The 17,306-nt window shown below is 55.7% G+C and carries 14 protein-coding genes; 9 read left to right on the plus strand and 5 right to left on the minus strand.

From position 1 onward, the window contains the following. Positions 1–66: 66 nt before the first annotated feature. From K6958_RS05380 to fsa, 3 genes are all read right to left on the minus strand, one after another. The gene (locus tag K6958_RS05380) at positions 67–816 is read right to left on the minus strand and encodes a DeoR/GlpR family DNA-binding transcription regulator (protein WP_249893696.1); all 750 of its coding nucleotides are present in this window, start codon (positions 814–816) and stop codon (positions 67–69) included. 143 nt (positions 817–959) lie between these two features. Beyond that, positions 960–2,228, minus strand: coding sequence for a DUF1479 domain-containing protein (locus K6958_RS05385; RefSeq protein WP_249894602.1), 1,269 nt, complete (start codon positions 2,226–2,228; stop codon positions 960–962). A gap of 220 nt (positions 2,229–2,448) precedes the next feature. Continuing rightward, positions 2,449–3,111 carry a fructose-6-phosphate aldolase gene (gene fsa, locus K6958_RS05390; protein WP_249893697.1) on the minus strand — a complete coding sequence of 221 codons (663 nt, stop codon included), beginning with the start codon at positions 3,109–3,111 and terminating at the stop codon, positions 2,449–2,451. 136 nt (positions 3,112–3,247) lie between these two features. On the opposite strand from fsa, the gene K6958_RS05395 reads away from it, so the two are divergent. The 8 genes from K6958_RS05395 to K6958_RS05430 all read left to right on the plus strand — a co-directional run bounded on the left by K6958_RS05395 (position 3,248) and on the right by K6958_RS05430 (position 14,319). Further along, positions 3,248–4,147, plus strand: coding sequence for a glycyl-radical enzyme activating protein (locus tag K6958_RS05395; protein ID WP_249893698.1), 900 nt, complete (start codon positions 3,248–3,250; stop codon positions 4,145–4,147). A 4-nt stretch (positions 4,148–4,151) separates the two neighbouring features. Further along, positions 4,152–6,587 carry a formate C-acetyltransferase/glycerol dehydratase family glycyl radical enzyme gene (locus K6958_RS05400; protein WP_249893699.1) on the plus strand — a complete coding sequence of 812 codons (2,436 nt, stop codon included), beginning with the start codon at positions 4,152–4,154 and terminating at the stop codon, positions 6,585–6,587. Between the two features lie 353 nt (positions 6,588–6,940). After that, positions 6,941–7,651 (plus strand): metal ABC transporter ATP-binding protein, encoded by a 711-nt coding sequence (locus tag K6958_RS05405; protein ID WP_249893700.1) that lies wholly within the window; start codon positions 6,941–6,943, stop codon positions 7,649–7,651. Continuing rightward, positions 7,648–8,511, plus strand: coding sequence for a metal ABC transporter permease (locus K6958_RS05410; protein WP_249893701.1), 864 nt, complete (start codon positions 7,648–7,650; stop codon positions 8,509–8,511). Before K6958_RS05405 ends, K6958_RS05410 begins: the two co-directional genes overlap by 4 nt. A 7-nt stretch (positions 8,512–8,518) precedes the next feature. Further along, positions 8,519–9,400 carry a metal ABC transporter substrate-binding protein gene (locus K6958_RS05415; protein WP_249893702.1) on the plus strand — a complete coding sequence of 294 codons (882 nt, stop codon included), beginning with the start codon at positions 8,519–8,521 and terminating at the stop codon, positions 9,398–9,400. Positions 9,401–9,575: 175 nt separating this feature from the next. Then, positions 9,576–11,516, plus strand: a complete 1,941-nt coding sequence (locus K6958_RS05420) for a glucose PTS transporter subunit IIA (protein ID WP_249893703.1) — start codon at positions 9,576–9,578, stop codon at positions 11,514–11,516. A gap of 78 nt (positions 11,517–11,594) precedes the next feature. Further along, positions 11,595–12,596 carry a LacI family DNA-binding transcriptional regulator gene (locus K6958_RS05425; RefSeq protein WP_249893704.1) on the plus strand — a complete coding sequence of 334 codons (1,002 nt, stop codon included), beginning with the start codon at positions 11,595–11,597 and terminating at the stop codon, positions 12,594–12,596. 145 nt (positions 12,597–12,741) lie between these two features. Further along, complete coding sequence (locus K6958_RS05430) at positions 12,742–14,319, plus strand: methyl-accepting chemotaxis protein (protein ID WP_249893705.1); 1,578 nt, start codon at positions 12,742–12,744, stop codon at positions 14,317–14,319. 98 nt (positions 14,320–14,417) lie between these two features. On the opposite strand, the gene K6958_RS05435 is transcribed toward K6958_RS05430, so the two are convergent. Continuing rightward, positions 14,418–15,386, minus strand: a complete 969-nt coding sequence (locus tag K6958_RS05435; protein ID WP_249893706.1) for a magnesium and cobalt transport protein CorA — start codon at positions 15,384–15,386, stop codon at positions 14,418–14,420. Between the two features lie 191 nt (positions 15,387–15,577). On the opposite strand from K6958_RS05435, the gene K6958_RS05440 reads away from it, so the two are divergent. Further along, complete coding sequence (locus K6958_RS05440) at positions 15,578–15,799, plus strand: hypothetical protein (protein WP_249893707.1); 222 nt, start codon at positions 15,578–15,580, stop codon at positions 15,797–15,799. Between the two features lie 51 nt (positions 15,800–15,850). On the opposite strand, the gene dbpA is transcribed toward K6958_RS05440, so the two are convergent. Then, positions 15,851–17,230 (minus strand): ATP-dependent RNA helicase DbpA, encoded by a 1,380-nt coding sequence (gene dbpA / locus K6958_RS05445; RefSeq protein WP_249893708.1) that lies wholly within the window; start codon positions 17,228–17,230, stop codon positions 15,851–15,853. Positions 17,231–17,306: the final 76 nt, after the last annotated feature.

Genomic DNA, 17,306 nt, shown 5'->3' on the forward strand with positions numbered 1-17,306 from the left:
TCCCGCATTACGTTGTCCGTCACAGACAGCCGCTGGGTTAACCCATATTGCATCTGGCGGCCTGAGTTATTTTTCTTTAACCAGATGCACGTTGATATGCTGCCGCTGCAGGACAGATTGATAGTCAGGCGATAAACCCCGATCGCTAATAACATGGCGGAAGGCTTTTTCCGGGGCGAGCGGATAAGGGTGAATCAGACCAAATTTTGAAGAGTCAGTAAGGGCGAAGGTTTCGATATCTTTGGCCATCACCGCGTTAACGATATCGCTGCGCAGCATATTTTTGCCGGTAAAACCGGTTTCGGGGTGCCAGCCATCAATGCCGATAAAGGCTTTCTGGAAATGCACCTGTTGAATACAGCTGCGGGTTAACGGGCCGACGACCGATTCACTGCTTTTCTGATAAAGACCGCCCAGCACGATAACCTCGCAGCGCGAATCTTTTAGTAAGCCGGCGATATAGTGGCTTACGGTCACGATGGTAATGCTGTCGTCATTGGCAAGATAGCGGGCGAGCAGGGCATTGGTGCTTCCCCCTTCAATAAATACCGATTCACCGGAATGTACCTGCGAGGCGGCATATTCCGCCAGGCTCTGTTTTAGCGGGAAACGCGACTGCATCCGTGCTTCAACGTTATCGCTCTCCATCGATACGGCGGAGCCGTGAACCCGTTTCAGATAGCTATTTTTTTCCAGCGAATTTAAATCCTGACGAACGGTAACTTCAGACACTTTCGTAATACGGGACAGTTCGCTGACGCTAACGCTTCCTCGCTCATTAACCAACTGAATTATCTGTAATTGCCTTGCGTTCATCTAACGTCTCGCCATCTGTTCCGGGGGGAGGAGTATATCAAAAGCGCGGGGGGATCGCATTTGGGCTGGGTTCCCCTGCGCTTTAGCTGCGTTATCGATGTTTAGATTTTCGGCCTCGCAAAAGCATTAAATAAATCGGGTGATTAGTTTTCTTCCATGCCCAGGCTGCGGCGACCTTTGACATTCAAATCGCTTAGCTGGAAACGGTTTTCCCACGCCTGTTCGTAATCTTCACGTGGGAAATCTGCCGGCGAGACGCCTTGTTCCAGCGCTTTACGCACGCTGTGCGCATAGGCGAGATTTTTCGCGCACGCCGGAGCGGCGGGAATATACATCACGTTGCCCCAGCCCTGCTGATCTTCAACCGGCGCCACGGAATGGATAACGTCGCAGTGCCACCATACCGAATCACCCGCCTGTAATGCCGGGATAGAGCACAGCCCAGCGATCAGATGAGGATGCCATTTCTCTGATACCGGCAACACTCTGCCTGGCGCCACGCCGCACAGTTCCTCTTCCGGCACATCATCCAGCAAAGGCCGCAGCAACACATAGGCCATCGCTTCTGGTACCGGCACCACATGCAGTAGGCCTTGTCCGACAATCATATCCGACAAGGCCGTCCAGCCCTGAAACGTGCGAAACGCTGAACATTTAGTGGTGTTATCCACGTCGTATTCATTTACCTCCGGGCGATAAGCCGCATCCCACGGATCGTATTCCGCAAAGCGGTTGGTGAATATTTTTCTGAACACTTTCTGGTAGGCAGGTAGCAACCAGCGCTCCAGCGCACCGGAATCGGTGTGAGCGCCAAGCCCTTTAGAAGTGGTGCCCGGCAGGCGGCGGCGAATACGATCGGGATAGATAATATTCACTTCTGGGTTAAACCTGTCGCCGGTTGGATGCTGAAACGTCCACAGCCGGTTAAGGAAGGTCTGCGTAGTGGCCATTTGTTGGCTCTGACGCGCCTCCATTTGCGCCTTTGACCAGTAGATTGGATAAATTTCCGGACGCGAGGCCTCCAGCGAGCCAAAGAAATTATCGCCCGGTCCGCGATAAACCTCATCGAAATGGTTCTCATCCAGATAATCCAGCATCGACTGATCCATCGCCAGCGCGTGATCTCTGGTGAAGGTTTGTCGCACCACCAGGCAGCCGCGACGTTTAATATGCGCAATTTGCTGGGCTGAAACCTTGCCTGCGGCCAAATCTTCGTAGCTCACTTCCGGCCAGGCGCTGCCGTTAGCCTTTTCTTCGGCGCGCGCTGCGGCAATCTCGCGCTCTATTTTGTCGCACACTTGACGAAATAAACCATCAACATCACCAATCTGCGCACGCATCGCGCGTTTCATCTCAACAATATTCTTTTTGTAATCATCGGGTAAGGTTACTGAAGTAAAGGATGTGCTCATCATACTCTCCGCCGCTCAGTGTCAGGGTTAGCTGATTGAATGAAGAATTTTTTCTTTCATTCGTAAGTCAGTAAAAGAAATGTAGCAGAGTTGATAACACAATTGTGTGAAGGCGCGTGCGATTTAACGCTTTTGTGACTTTCATTCGAAAATGAACTGCAGCGTAACCGCTACGCCGCAGAGAGAAAAAATCTTGTGTGATCCAGTGGTCTGGCCAGGTCTATAAGCCCGGTACGCCGAAAGCGGCCAGCCAGTCATGCTCAAATTTTTCAACCGCGGCGCTGACTGCCGGGCTGGCTATCATCTGCTCTGCGACATCCAGCGGCAGCGTAATGGCTTCGCAGCCGGTCAGCAGACAATCCAGCGCCTGACGAGGAGTTTTAAAGCTGGCCGCCAGCACTTTTGTCGCAGGCGCATGCATTTTTAACAACTGCTGTAACTCTTTTACCGTCTGGATGCCGTTGCCGCCCTGGGCATCAAGCCGGTTCACATAAGGCGCGATATATTCCGCCCCGGCCAGCGCCGCCAGCAGACCCTGCGAAGCGCCATACACGGCTGTGCCCAGGGTGGGAATGCCTTCCGCTTTCAGCAACTTAATCGCCATCAGCCCCTGTGCCGTAACCGGCACCTTAACCACCAGATCGCTGATAATGGCACGCAATTTTTTTGCCTCTTCTACCATCTGCCTGGCCTCTGTCGCCATAACCTGGGCAAACAGGCGGCCTTCTCCGCCCAGTGCTTCCTGTAACTCAGGCAGCACGACCGTCAGCGGTTTTTTACCGCTGGCGATAATGCTGGGATTAGTGGTCACGCCAGCCAACGGCAAGATCGGCGCCAGTCGTCTGACCGCCGCGACATCAGAGGTATCGAGATAGAGTTCCATCGGGTTTCCTTAATAAATCGTGATGCTGAGCAAGTTACGCTGAGTATATCGCCAGGGTCACCTTTTTTATTGACCGAAGTCAACGTGACTTTCTTTCGAAAGTTATTAAATCTTCAATCGTAATCAAGGGGGCCTTATGATTTTTAACATCCAGCGCTATTCCACACATGATGGCCCAGGCATCCGCACCGTGGTGTTTTTAAAAGGCTGCTCGCTGGGGTGCCGCTGGTGCCAAAATCCTGAAAGTCGTTCCCGTCAGAAAGATTTGTTATATGACGCCCGTCTCTGTCTGGAGGCGTGCGACCTGTGCCAGCAGGCCGCGCCCACGGTGATTCAGAAAACCTTAAGCGGCTTAATTATCCTGCGCGAAAAAATCGAACCTGACCATATCACCGCGCTGGAATCTTGCTGTCCCACGCGGGCGCTGACCGTATGTGGCGAAGAAAAAGAGGTCGCCGAAATTATGGCCGTCGTCAGGCGCGATCGGGCCTTTTACCAACGCAGCGCAGGCGGCGTTACGCTCTCCGGCGGCGAGCCCTTTATGAATCCGCAGCTGGCGGCCCGACTGTTTCGCCAGTGTAAAGAAGAGGGCATCCATACCGCAGTGGAAACCTGTCTGCATGTGCCCTGGCGCTATGTCGCGCCGTCGCTGCCGGATATCGATCTGTTTCTTGCCGACCTAAAGCATGTTGATGAACGCATTTTTAAACAGTGGACCGACGGCTCGGCGAAACGGGTACTGGACAACCTGCGCCGTCTGGCGGCGGCAGGTAAAAACATCACCATTCGGGTGCCGCTAATCCCGGAGTTTAACGCCAATCCGCAGGCAGTGACTGATATCGTCAATTTCGCCGCTGATGAACTCGGCGTCAAAGCGATTCATTTTCTGCCTTATCACACGCTGGGCATGAACAAATATGCCCTGCTTCATCAGCCCTATCTGGCACCGGATAAACCGCTGGACTGCCCGGAGCTACTCACTTTTGCCGAGTCCTGGGCAAAACAAAAAGGCCTGACGGCGACATTAAGAGGATAAGAACATGACAACCCTGAAACTCGATACCCTGAGCGAACGTATCAAGGCCCATAAACAAGCGTTAATCCATATTGTTAAGCCGCCGGTGTGCACCGAACGCGCGCAGCACTACACCAAAATCTATCAGGAAAATATGGATAAGCCGGTGCCGGTGCGTCGGGCGCTGGCGTTGGCGCATCACCTGGCGAACCGCAGCATCTGGATTAAGCATGATGAGCTGATTGTCGGCAACCAGGCGAGCGAAGTGCGCGCCGCACCAATTTTTCCGGAATACACGGTAAGCTGGATCGAAAAAGAGATCGACGATCTTGCCGATCGTCCCGGCGCCGGTTTTTCCGTCACCGAAGAGAACAAACGCGTGCTGCATGAGGTCTGCCCGTGGTGGCGTGGGCAGACGGTGCAGGATCGCTGCTACGGCATGTTTACCGATGAACAACAGGCGCTGCTGGCTACCGGCATCATTAAGGCCGAAGGCAATATGACCTCCGGCGATGCGCATCTGGCGGTAAATTATCCGCTGCTGCTGGAGAAAGGGCTGGATGGCCTGCGCGAGAAGGTGGCGCAACGCCGTACGCGCATTAACCTTACCGTGCTGGACGATCTGCATGGCGAGCAATTTCTGAAAGCGATCGCTATCGTGTTGGAAAGCGTTAGCGATCATATCAAACGTTTCGCGCAGCTGGCGCGCCAGATGGCCGAACAGGAAAGTCGCGGCGCGCGCAGAGCCGAGCTGCTGCGAATTGCTGAAAACTGCGAGGTGATTGCCCATCAGCCACCGCAGAACTTCTGGCAGGCTTTACAGCTTTGCTACTTTATTCAGCTAATCCTGCAAATCGAATCAAATGGCCATTCGGTCTCCTTTGGCCGCATGGATCAATATCTCTATCCTTTCTATCGCCGCGATGTCGAACTGGAGCAGACGCTGGATCGCGAGCAGGCGATTGAGCTGCTGCATTGCTGCTGGCTGAAACTGCTGGAAGTAAATAAAATCCGCTCCGGCTCGCATTCAAAAGCGTCAGCGGGCAGCCCGCTTTATCAGAACGTTACCATTGGCGGCCAGAATCTGATTAACGGTAAAGACGTGGACGCGGTTAACCCGCTGTCATATGTGATTCTGGAATCGTGCGGTCGCCTACGCTCCACGCAGCCGAACCTGAGCGTGCGTTATCACGCCGGCATCAGCGATGATTTCCTTGATGCCTGCGTGCAGGTGATCCGCTGCGGCTTTGGCATGCCCGCTTTTAATAATGATGAAATCGTTATCCCCGAATTTATTAAATTAGGTGTCGCCGAGGAAGATGCGTATCAGTACGCCGCTATCGGCTGTATTGAAACCGCGGTGGGCGGCAAGTGGGGCTATCGCTGCACCGGCATGAGTTTTATCAACTTTGCGCGCGTGATGCTGGCGGCGCTGGAGGGCGGGCGTGACGCCACCAGCGGTAAAGTCTTTCTGCCGCAGGAGAAAGCGTTGTCAAAAGGCAATTTCAGCAGCTTTGATGAGGTGTTGGCGTGCTGGGATAAGCAGATTCGCTACTACACGCGCAAATCGATAGAAATTGAATATGTTGTGGATACCGTTCTGGAAGAGAACGCCCACGATATTCTGTGCTCGGCGCTGGTGGATGATTGTATTGAGCGCGCAAAAAGCATCAAACAGGGCGGGGCGAAATATGACTGGGTATCGGGCCTGCAGGTAGGGATTGCTAACCTCGGCAACAGCCTGACGGCGGTGAAAAAGCTGGTTTTTGAACAGGGCTTTATCGGCCAGCAGCAGCTGGCGGAAGCGCTGGCCAGCGATTTTGACGGCTTAAGCCATGAACAGCTGCGCCAGCGCCTGATTAACGGCGCGCCAAAATATGGCAACGATGACGATAGCGTTGATGAGCTGCTGGTGCGAGCCTACCAAACCTATATCGACGAAATTAAAAACTACCACAACCCGCGCTATGGCCGCGGTCCGGTGGGCGGCAATTATTATGCGGGCACCTCATCCATTTCCGCCAATGTGCCGTTTGGCGCGCAAACCATGGCCACGCCCGATGGACGTAAGGCGAAAACGCCGTTGGCAGAAGGGGCAAGCCCGGCTTCCGGCACCGACCATCTGGGGCCGACCGCAGTGATCGGCTCAGTGGGCAAGCTGCCAACCGGCTCGATTCTGGGCGGCGTGTTGCTTAACCAGAAGCTGAATCCGGCAACGCTGGATAATGATAACGATCGTCAGAAGCTGATGGCGCTGCTGCGTACCTTCTTCGAAGATCATCAGGGCTGGCATATTCAGTACAATATCGTTTCCCGCGAAACGCTGATTGCAGCGAAAAAGCGCCCGGATCAATATCGCGATTTGGTGGTCAGGGTGGCAGGCTATTCTGCTTTCTTTACCGCGCTCTCGCCTGATGCGCAGGAGGATATTATCGCCCGTACTGAACATACCCTGTATTAATTTCCGCCGGCGCAGCGAACAATCGCTGCGCCCCGTTTCACCTCTTTCCTTTTCCGCGTTCGATCATCACCAGTAACAAAACGCCCGTTTCGTTATCTTTGCAGCTGCCTTTTGTTATGTTATAACATATTAAAAACTGGTGCCTGTCGCGCGTTTTGCGTCTTTTATCCGCCTGCGATTGTTTTACAGATAACGTTACTCACTGATAACGAGCCATTTATGCCTAAGTCCTTTTCCTTGCGCAAGCGCGCTGGTTTTTCCCTACTGACTCATTCCGCGCTGAGCCGAGCTTTGTATATCAGCCTGTTGCTGGCGGCGCTGTGGGCGGCTATTCACTGGGCGGATGCCCTCGCATGATTAGCCTGGAGAATCTGGTTACCGGCTATCGCGGGCAGGCGCTAAGCCAGCCGATTAGCGGGCAGTTCCGACGCGGCAGTCTGACGGCCATTATGGGCGTCAACGGCGCGGGTAAGTCGACGCTACTTAAAACCATCGCCGGTTTGCTGCCGCCGATCAGCGGCGGAGTGCGGCTTGAGCAGGACGCTAAGCAGATTGCCTGGCTGCCGCAGCAAAGCGAAATCGACCATCACTTTCCGCTACGGGTAATAGAGGCGGTGGCGATGGGAAGCTGGCCGGCAAAAGGCATGCTCAGCGGAATCGGCCGCCGCATGCGCAATCGAATTGACGATGCGCTGGAGCAGGTTGGGTTGCAGGATTTGGCGGGCCGGGCGATTAATCAGCTTTCCGGCGGGCAGTTTCAGCGCATGTTGTTCGCGCGCATGCTGGTGCAGGATGCGCCAGTAATGCTGTTGGACGAGCCTTTTACCGGCATCGACAGCCAGACCAGCGCTTTTCTGCTGCGGGTTATCGACAGGCTGCATGCGCAGGGAAAAACCATTCTGACCGTTTTGCACAGCAGGCCGATAGTGGAGCGTCATTTTCCAGCGCTGCTTTACCTGCATGACGGGCATTACCACTGGGGAGAAACCGCCGATATCCTGCTGCAAAGCGATGAACGGCCGCCCTCGCTGGTGCGCTGCGCCGTGGAGGATTTCCATCCATGACGCAGCATATTCTGGAGGCCTTTGGCGCATTTGGCTTTATGCGCCGCTCGCTGGTGGCCTGCCTCGCCTTATCGTTAAGCGTCACGCCGCTGGGCGTATTCCTGCTGCTACGGCGCATGAGCCTGATTGGCGATGCGCTTTCCCATGCGGTATTGCCCGGCGTAGCCGTTGGCTATCTGCTGTCCGGCATGTCGCTGCTGGCGATGGGGGCGGGCGGTTTTATTGCCGGTTTGCTGGTCGCGCTGTTGGCGGGCTGGGTGAGCTCGGTAACCACGCTGCGTGAAGATTCCAGTTTCGCCGGTTTTTATCTCGGCTCGCTGGCGCTGGGGGTAACGCTGGTCTCGCTGCGCGGCAGCAGCGTCGATCTGTTGCATCTCCTGTTTGGCTCGCTGCTGGCGGTGGACGAAACGGCGCTGACCTTTATCGGCGTTATCGCCAGCCTGACGCTGCTGGCGCTGGCGGCGGGCTATCGCGCTATCGTGGCCGAAGCCTTTGATATGACCTTTTTGCAGGTGCGCAGTAAATCGGCCCCGCGGTTGATCCATGCGCTGTTTCTGGCGCTGGTGGTGATGAATCTGGTGGCCGGGTTTCAAATCCTCGGCACGCTGATGACGGTGGGGCTGATGATGCTGCCGGCTATTGCCGCGCGCTGCTGGTCGAATCGCTTGCCCATTATTTTGCTGCTGGCGGTGGCTATCGGCATGGCCAGTTCCTTTATCGGGCTAACCTGGTCCTGGTATCAGTCGCTGCCGGCCGGTCCGGCCATCGTATTAACTGCCAGCCTCGGCTTTTTGTTTTCAGTGCTGTTTGGCGCGGAAAAAGGGGTATTTCGTTTAATGAACAACAGGGTAAAAGGGTGAGGAAAAGATGAAGTCTACGCGATGGAAATATTCTGCGCTGTCGTTGCTAATGGTCAGCCCGGCGCTGCTGGCGAAAACCGTCACCGCCGTAGCCAGTTTTTCGGTGCTGGCGGATATCGTCCAGCAGGTGGGCGGCGAGCACGTTACTGTCACTTCGTTGGTGGGCCGCAACGGCGATCCGCATGCGTTTCAGCCATCGCCGAGGGATAGCCTGGCGCTGAATAAGGCGGACGTGGTCTTCGTTAGCGGCCTGGGGCTGGAGGGCTGGATGGATCGTCTGGTAACCGCGTCTGGCTATCAGGGCAAGGTGATTACCGCCTCTGCGGGCATCAACACCCGCAGCATGGAGGAAGAGGGGCAGAAGGTCACCGATCCGCACGCCTGGAACAGCGCTAAAAACGGCGCGATCTACGCGCGTAACGTAATGGAGGCGCTGATCGCCGCCGATCCGCAGGATAAAGCTTATTTCCAGCAGCGCGGCAACGCCTATATTCAAAAGCTGGAGACGTTGGATGCCTGGGCGAAACAGACCTTCGCCGCCGTGCCGGAAAGCCGACGTAAGGTATTAACCAGCCACGATGCGTTTGGTTATTTCGGCGCGGAATATGGCGTACATTTCCTCGCGCCAGTCGGCTTTTCCACCGAAGCGGAGGCCAGTGCCAGCGAAGTGGGCAGCCTGATCCAGCAGATTAAACAGGAAAAGATTAAAACTTATTTTATTGAGAATCAGACCGATCCGCGGCTGGTGAAACAGATTGCGGCGGCCAGCGGCGCGCAGCCGGGCGGCGAGCTCTATCCGGAAGCGCTTAGCGAAAATAATGGTCCTGCTCCCTCCTATGAAGCGGCATTTAAACATAACGTCGACACCCTCTACGCCAGCATGAAATAAGCGTTTGCCGTTCATTTGGGGAAGGCCGCCCGGCTTTCCCCTGTATCGATCCTGTCCGTGACGCCCTGATAAAAAACTGCGATGCGATGCACAGTTCCTTTTGAAACCGGTTGCAGAAAGCCCTGTCGATGCCAGGATGAAACCGGTTGCAACTACTGAGCGGCAGGGAATCACCATGGGAAAAATAAGAGATTATTCTAAATTAGCCTCTGATATTCTGAATGAAACGGGCGGAGAGACGAACCTGATCGGCTTTACCCGCTGCGCGACGCGTCTGCGTCTGGTACTGAAAGATGTGCCTGCTGGCGCAGTCGAAAAGGTTAAACAGCTGCCCGGCGTGATTACCGTCGTGCTGAGCGGCGGTCAGTTCCAGGTAGTGATCGGCACCCACGTAGCGGATGTTTACGATGCGCTGGCGGCTATCGTCGATCCCGATAAGCTACAAAACAGCCATGAGAAACGACGCTTCTTCGATACGGTGATCGCTACCATGTCCGCGGTGTTTGCGCCGATTATCTATGTGCTGGCGGCCGCCGGTATTTTGCAGGGTATCCTGATTACCGTTAACTGGTTCCTGCCTGCGTTTCAGCAAACCGGCGCCTTTAGCGTGCTTAACTTTATCTCCTGGACGCCCTTTGCTTTCCTGCCGGTCTTTATTGCCGTTACCGCCGCGAAATTTTTTAAATGCAATATGTTTATTGCTCTGTTCTGCTGCTGCGCGCTGATCAATCCAGACTGGGCGGTTATCGCCGCGCAGATCGCGAAAGGCGACGCGGTCACCTTTTTCTCTTTGCCGCTGGCGGAAACGGTGTATACCTCATCGGTTTTACCGCCGCTGTTCCTGGTGCTGGCCCTTTCTTATCTTGAACGTTTTGTTGAGCGCAAGCTGCCGCAGGTGATCGCGCCGCTGTTCACGCCGCTGATTTGCGCGGTAATTATGGTGCCGCTGACGCTGGTACTGATTGGGCCGGTGACCTCGGGCCTGGCTAATGGCATCGCCTGGGGCTATAACTGGCTGTTTGACACCGCGCCCGCGCTGGCGGCGGCGGTGATTGGCGGCGTATGGCAGGTTATTGTTATCTTTGGCGTTCACTGGGGCATTACGCCAGTGGTAATGGCAAACTTTGACTTGCACGGGCGCGATTCCTTCCAGGCGTTCCAGACGATGGCGGTGGTTGGGCAGATGGCGGCCGCCTTTGCCTGCGCGCTGAAAGCGAAGCAGCGCGGCTTTAAAACCGTGGCCTGGTCTGCCGGGCTGACCGGGGTATTTGGTATTACCGAGCCTGCCATTTATGGCGTCACGCTGAAGCTGAAAAAGCCCTTTATCTGCGGCTGTATCGGCGGCGCGGTCGGGGCGATCGTTACCAGCCTGTTCGGCAGCTATTACTATGCCTATGCCGGTTTGCCGGGCGTGTTAACCATTGTGAACGCCATCAGCCCGGACAATCCGATGTCATTTATCGGTGAGGTTACGGGCGTGCTGGTCACGCTGGTGGTGACCTTTGCGCTGGTTTTCCTTGTAGGCTTTAAAGAACCGGAAGTCAAAGCGGAGACGGGCACCGCGCCAGGATCTGCGACCGCCGCAGGCGCGACATCCGCCGCTGCGCCAAAAGCCGCAGGCAAAACGGCCGCCCCCGCTACCGTTTCTCACCGCGCGGCCTCGGCTGCCTTAACGCTAATGAGCCCGGTAGCGGGCAAAGCGCTACCGTTGGCGGAGGTAAGTGATGAAACCTTCTCCGGTGGCCTGCTGGGCGACGGCGTCGCCATCGTGCCGGAAGAGGACGTTATCGTCTCTCCTTGTGACGCCGAGGTGGCAAGCACGGTGGATAGCCATCATGCCGTTGGTTTGCTGTGCGCTAACGGCGCGGAGCTGCTGATACATATTGGGCTGGATACGGTAAAGCTGGGCGGCCAACATTTTTCTACCCTGGTTAAGGTTGGCGATAAGGTTAGCGCAGGCACGCCGCTGATTCGGTTTCAACGCCGCGACGTGATCGCCGCCGGCTATGACATCACTACGCCTTTTCTGGTGATCAACAGCGAGGAGTACCAGATGACCAAATATATCAATAACGGCCCGGTCGCCTGCGGCACGCCGGTGATGGCGGTCAGCTAAGCGCCGATCTTTGATATACTAGCGTCGTTTTAGCCGTTCCCGGTGTGGGGGATCGTTCTGTCTATAAGCGAGGCTGTAATGGTGACAATGCTGGACGTCGCGCGCTGTGCCGGGGTATCCAAATCAACGGTATCGCGCGTTTTAAACAATAAAAACGTTGTCAGGGAGGAGATCAAAGCGCTGGTGTATAAGGCGATTGCCGAGACGGGCTATCGTCCTAACCTGCTGGCGCAACAGCTGGCGACGCAAAAAACCAGCATGATTGGTTTGGTGATCACCAATGAAGTGTATAACGGCCCCTTTTTCTCCACGCTGGTGTATAACGCGGCGAAATTTTGCGAGCAGCACGATCATCGGCTGATTTTTGCCGATGGCAAACACTCTGCTGACGAAGAGATTAACGCCATCGATTTTCTGGTACGGATGAAATGCGCCGGGGTGATGGTCTATGCCCGCCATACTCCGCATGCGGAGCTGGAAAAAATCATTAATGAAAGCCCGATGCCGGTGATGATTTTGAATCAGCGGTTAAGCGTTTGTCCTGACCGCAACATCTTTATCGATCACTATCGCGGCGGCGAAATCGTGATGGATTATCTGCTGAGCCAGGGGCATACCCACATTGCCTGGATTGGCGGCAAAATGCCGTCGCCGAGCAACACCGCGCGTCAGCAGGCCTGGCGGGATAACGTTCATCCTGACTGCGCCGCGCTGGTGGCGCAGGGCGACTGGAGTATGGAGAGTGGTTATCAGGCGGCGTTGACGCTAATAGATGGCGCCGCGCCCTTTACCGCTATCCTCGCCGCCAACGATGATATGGCGCTGGGCGCGATCAAGGCGCTGAAAGATCGTGGGCTAAGGGTGCCGCAAGATATCTCCGTCGCCGGGTTTGATAATGCCAAAATCGGCCACTATTTTTCCCCATCGCTGACCACGCTGGATACGCCGATTGAGCAGATGATCCAGTGCGCGGTAGAGCAAATTGTCGGTCTGTCGCCTGACAGGCCAGCGCAAGGGTTAACCGGAACGCTGGTTATTCGCGATTCCGTTGGGCCGGTGCCTGTCTTAATGCCGAATTAATAGCGCGGCGCGCCACCCGATAATATCCTTCTGCTGGTCGTGGCGCGTTTATTCTCTTGCGCTAGCCATAAAGCCCCGTGTGTTTGCGGTCGATAACCCTTAAAGCGCACCGTATTGGCCGCGTTTTTATCACCACGGGAAAAGTATGAAACTTAATCAATTCAAAATCGGGCAACGACTCGGTTTCCTTGCCACTTTGCTGCTGCTGGCTACGCTCTTTTGCGGGCTACACGGCATTAACGTTAATGCCGACGGGCTGGAAAAAATTAACGTTATTATGGCCAGCGAAACGCGTGTAGCCGAGAGTATCGATACCGCACGTAATGCGCAGGTGCAGTTCAAACTGCAGGTGCAGGAGTGGAAAAACATCCTGCTGCGCGGCACCCAGAGCGAGGCGGAATTCGATAAATATCGTGCCGCCTTTTTAAAACAGAGCGAACAAACCCAGGCGTTACTGCGTAAGCTGCTCACGTTACAGCAGGAAATTGGCATGAGCCCGGAAGTAGTGCAACAGACGCTACGGTTACATGCCGATCTGCAACAGCAATATCTCACTGCGCTGCAGCAATATAATATTGCCGATCCCAGCAGCGCCCAGCGCGTGGATCATCTGGTTTCCGGCATCGATCGTGAACCGACCAAAATGATCGACGAAGTGGTCACGCGCACCCTGGCGCATGCTGAGCTTCTGAACCAGCAAATGTCCGAGCGCAATCTGGCGCAATATAAGCAGACCCGCAATATACTCTGGGCCACCATGTTAGCGATCCTGTTGGCCGGCGGCCTGGTTACCTGGTGGCTGGTGCGCAGCATTACCCATCCGTTGAAAGCGGCGGTATCGGTAGCGCGTACCGTTGCGTCGGGCGATCTGCAAACGGTGATCACGCCGCAGGGACGGGATGAAACCGCCGAGCTGATGTCGGCGCTGCGCGAAATGAATGATAACCTGGCAACGATCGTCGCTGGGGTACGTAACGGTACCGAAACCATTGCTACCGCCTCGATACAGATCGCTAACGGCAGCCGCGAACTCTCTTCACGCAATGAATCGCAGGCCAGCGCGCTGGAACAGACCGCCGCTTCGATGGAAGAGCTAACGTCAGTGGTAAAAAACAATGCCCAGAATGCCGGTCATGCCAGCGCCATCGCTAATGACACCAGCAAAATGGCCGGGCAGGGCGGCGAAGTGGTAGAAAAAGTGGTACAGACCATGAGTGAAATTCACCACTCTTCTCAGCAGATTAACGACATTATCAGCGTCATCGACGGCATCGCTTTCCAGACCAATATTCTGGCGCTCAATGCGGCGGTAGAGGCAGCACGCGCAGGCGTTGAGGGACGCGGCTTTGCGGTAGTGGCCGCCGAAGTGCGGGCGCTGGCGCAGCGTTCAGCCAGCGCCGCGCAGGATATTCGTCGGTTGATTGACCGCTCGGTAAGCTGCGTGGCGGAAGGCAACGAATTGGTGAAAAGCGCGGGCGTGACCATGGCGGAGATTATTACCGGCGTGAAACGCGTCAGCGAGCTGATGGAGAGCGTGTCGGCGGCCAGCGCGGAACAGAGCTCCGGCATCGATCAGGTCAACATCGCGGTCACGCAGATGGATACCGCCACCCAGCAAAACGCCTCGTTGTCGCAGGAATCGACGGCGGCGGCGCAGTCGCTGCAGTTGCAGGCGGAAAAACTGCTGGAAAGCGTTGGCGTATTTAAGCTACGTTCGGCTTAAGCGAAGGCTAACTGACCACCACGCGGCGCAAGCATCGCCTGCGCCGCGTGCCAGGCCAGCCAAAGCTCAACCGGCGTAAAACAAACGAGAAGGTTGAGCTACAGCCATCCGGCGCGTTTCAGCCGCCGCCACAGCACAAAGCAAATGAATAGCGTGCCGATAATGGCAATCGGATAACCGTATGGCGAATGTATCTCCGGCATGCTTTCAAAGTTCATGCCGTACATGCTGAAAATCACCGTCGGGATCACCAGAATCGCTCCCCAGCCCGCCAGCTTTTTCACCACTTCATTCTGCTGCACTGTCACCAGCGCCAGGTTCACATGCATGGCGTTGGTCAGGATTTCACGCATATCATCGGTATCGGTCACCACATGATGCGCATGGTCCTGCACGTCACGGATATAGGCGCGCAGCGGTTTGGGGATAATATTTTCATGCAGGCGGATCAGCTGATTACATATTTCATCAACCGGCATCGCCGCGTTGCGTAACGCCAGCAGCTGACGGCGCAACGTATAAACCTCCTGTACCGACCGACGATCGAACTCAGTGCGGAACATCGCCCCTTCCAGTTCATTGATGCGTCCGCCGAGCGCGGCGGTGATATTGCTGTAGTTATCCACGATAAAGTCAAAAATGCAGTAGAGCGCAAAGCCAACGCCTTTGCTCAGCATTTCGCTACGCTCTTCCGCCCGCTGGCGGATCGGCGCATAGCTGTCTGACGCGCCGTGACGCACGGAAATCAGGAATTTTTCACTGACGAAGAAGTGGGTTTCGCCAAATTCAATGCGGTTCACTTCCGTCAAATGGGCGGTTTTCAACACGATAAACAGCGACTCGCCATACTGTTCAATTTTAGGACGCTGGTGGGCGGTGAGAGCATCCTCTATCGCCAGTTCGTGCAGGCCAAACTCCTCCTGCATTTTTTTCATAAACGGCGGATCGGGCTGATACAGGCCCAGCCAGATAAAGGTATCCGGATCATTGATCACGTCACTGATATTTTCGGGAGCAATCACTTCTCCCCGCTTTCCGTTGCGGTAAACAATACTGTTCACAACCATAGCTTACGTCACTCCCTTTCTTATCTGATTCTTCCCCGATAAAGGGTAGACGTTATTGTCAGCGCAGCTAAAGAAAATCTGGAAAATCACGCGCTTCAGGCCGATCGCTGGGAAAGCGTTACCTCTCTGAATTAACATAGCCTACCGCCGACATTCGGCTTTAGCGGCATCATTGATTTATGGAGTTGTTTATGGCTGTTGTAGCAGAGAAAGCATCGTCACCCGTTTTGTCTTCAGAAGAGTGGGTTCGTGTGGGACAGTGGTCAACGCTGTTACGTGAACTGCTGAAAGGAAAAGGAGAGATGTGGAGCGCGGCCGATGAAAAACTGTTCGTCCAGCTGCAGAGCGCATTGCAGACCATGGAGAGTAGCGGTACGGATGGCGAGCAGAAGGTGACGCCGGAAACTTGTTAATGATTTGCCCGCTGGCGCGCTTTCGGTTAACCAAAAGCGCGCCGCAGAGCGTTATTTCAGTAGAATGGCGCGGCAGCTTTTGCCTTTGATTTTACCCTGTTTGAGCTTAATCAGCGCCGCTTTCGCCTGGTCAGCGGCGATCGCGACATAGGCGTGCGTTGGGGTTAAATCAATCTTGCCGATCAGATCGGCGCTGAATCCCGCCTCGCCGGTGAGCGCACCAAGAATATCGCCCGGACGGATTTTCGCCTTACGGCCACCGTCGATACAGAGCGTCATCATCGCGGCGGGCAGTGCCTGCTGCGGCTGATTTTTCAGCGTAGCGGAAGAGACCCAGTTCAGCGTTTGCTGTAAAAAATCCTCCAGCGCGTGCGCGCGCACCATCTCATCCGGCGCGACAAAGCTGACTGCCGTACCCTGTTCACCGGCGCGCGCGGTGCGGCCGATACGGTGAACATGCACTTCCGGATCGAAAGAGAGCTGATAGTTCACCACCATCGCCAGCGCTTTAATATCCAGCCCGCGCGCGGCGACGTCAGTGGCGACCAGTACCCGACAGCTGCCATTAGCAAAGCGGATCAGCACCCGGTCGCGGTCGCGCTGTTCCAGATCGCCATGTAGCGCCAGCGCGCTGATATTGCTGCTCTCCAGTGCGGCGGCGATATCGTCGCACTCGCGTTTGGTATTGCAGAAAACCACGCAGGAGGCGGGCTGCTGCTGACTGAGCAGGGCGATCAGCAGCGGTAATTTTTCCCGGCCGCTCGCTTCATAAAAATATTGCTCAATGGTTGGCAGCTCGGTGACATCTTCCGTGGCGATAGAGAGCGCTTCACGCTGGAAACGCTTGCTGATAGCGATGATGCCGTGCGGCCAGGTCGCGGAAAACAGCAGCGTCTGACGCTGCGGCGGCGTATGGCTGACAATCACTTCCATATCTTCCAGGAAGCCCATCTCCAGCATGCGGTCCGCTTCGTCCAGCACCAGCGAGCGCAGGTGAGAAAGATCCAGCGTTTCGCGCTTCAGATGATCAAGAATACGGCCCGGCGTGCCCACCACAATATGCGGCGCATGGACCAGCGAGTCGCGCTGGGCGGCAACCGGCTGGCCGCCACACAGCGTCAGAATTTTAATGTTGCGCGTAAAACGCGCCAGACGACGCAGCTCATTGCTGACTTGTTCAGCCAGCTCGCGCGTAGGGCACAGCACCAGCGACTGGGTCTGATATTGCGCGGTATCAATGTGTTGCAGGATGCCCAGCCCAAACGCAGCGGTCTTGCCGCTGCCGGTTTTTGCCTGGGCGCGCACGTCGCGACCGTCAAGAATGGCGGGCAGGGCGGCGGCCTGAATGGGCGTCATGGCGTCGAAGCCCATTTCGCGCAGGTTATCGAGCTGGCTGGCGGGCAGTTGCGTCAGGGTGGAAAAAGCAGTCACGGGAAAATCTCTAATCAGGCGGGTTTGCGGCGCTCAGTTTAACAGAAGTTGCGCGGGCCGACAGTAAAAGGCGCAG

The organism is Mixta hanseatica (assembly GCF_023517775.1).
GTDB lineage: Bacteria > Pseudomonadota > Gammaproteobacteria > Enterobacterales > Enterobacteriaceae > Mixta > Mixta hanseatica.

Excerpts from the sequence above, each read along its gene's own strand:
- K6958_RS05400 (WP_249893699.1), top strand. The coding sequence starts at position 4,152 with ATGACAACCCTGAAACTCGATACCCTGAGCGAACGTATCAAGGCCCAT.
- K6958_RS05435 (WP_249893706.1), bottom strand. The coding sequence starts at position 15,386 with ATGGTTGTGAACAGTATTGTTTACCGCAACGGAAAGCGGGGAGAAGTG.
- K6958_RS05415 (WP_249893702.1), top strand. The coding sequence starts at position 8,519 with ATGAAGTCTACGCGATGGAAATATTCTGCGCTGTCGTTGCTAATGGTC.
- K6958_RS05380 (WP_249893696.1), bottom strand. The coding sequence starts at position 816 with ATGAACGCAAGGCAATTACAGATAATTCAGTTGGTTAATGAGCGAGGA.
- K6958_RS05385 (WP_249894602.1), bottom strand. The coding sequence starts at position 2,228 with ATGAGCACATCCTTTACTTCAGTAACCTTACCCGATGATTACAAAAAG.
- K6958_RS05395 (WP_249893698.1), top strand. The coding sequence starts at position 3,248 with ATGATTTTTAACATCCAGCGCTATTCCACACATGATGGCCCAGGCATC.
- K6958_RS05440 (WP_249893707.1), top strand. The coding sequence starts at position 15,578 with ATGGCTGTTGTAGCAGAGAAAGCATCGTCACCCGTTTTGTCTTCAGAA.
- K6958_RS05430 (WP_249893705.1), top strand. The coding sequence starts at position 12,742 with ATGAAACTTAATCAATTCAAAATCGGGCAACGACTCGGTTTCCTTGCC.
- fsa (WP_249893697.1), bottom strand. The coding sequence starts at position 3,111 with ATGGAACTCTATCTCGATACCTCTGATGTCGCGGCGGTCAGACGACTG.
- K6958_RS05405 (WP_249893700.1), top strand. The coding sequence starts at position 6,941 with ATGATTAGCCTGGAGAATCTGGTTACCGGCTATCGCGGGCAGGCGCTA.
- K6958_RS05420 (WP_249893703.1), top strand. The coding sequence starts at position 9,576 with ATGGGAAAAATAAGAGATTATTCTAAATTAGCCTCTGATATTCTGAAT.
- K6958_RS05425 (WP_249893704.1), top strand. The coding sequence starts at position 11,595 with ATGGTGACAATGCTGGACGTCGCGCGCTGTGCCGGGGTATCCAAATCA.
- K6958_RS05410 (WP_249893701.1), top strand. The coding sequence starts at position 7,648 with ATGACGCAGCATATTCTGGAGGCCTTTGGCGCATTTGGCTTTATGCGC.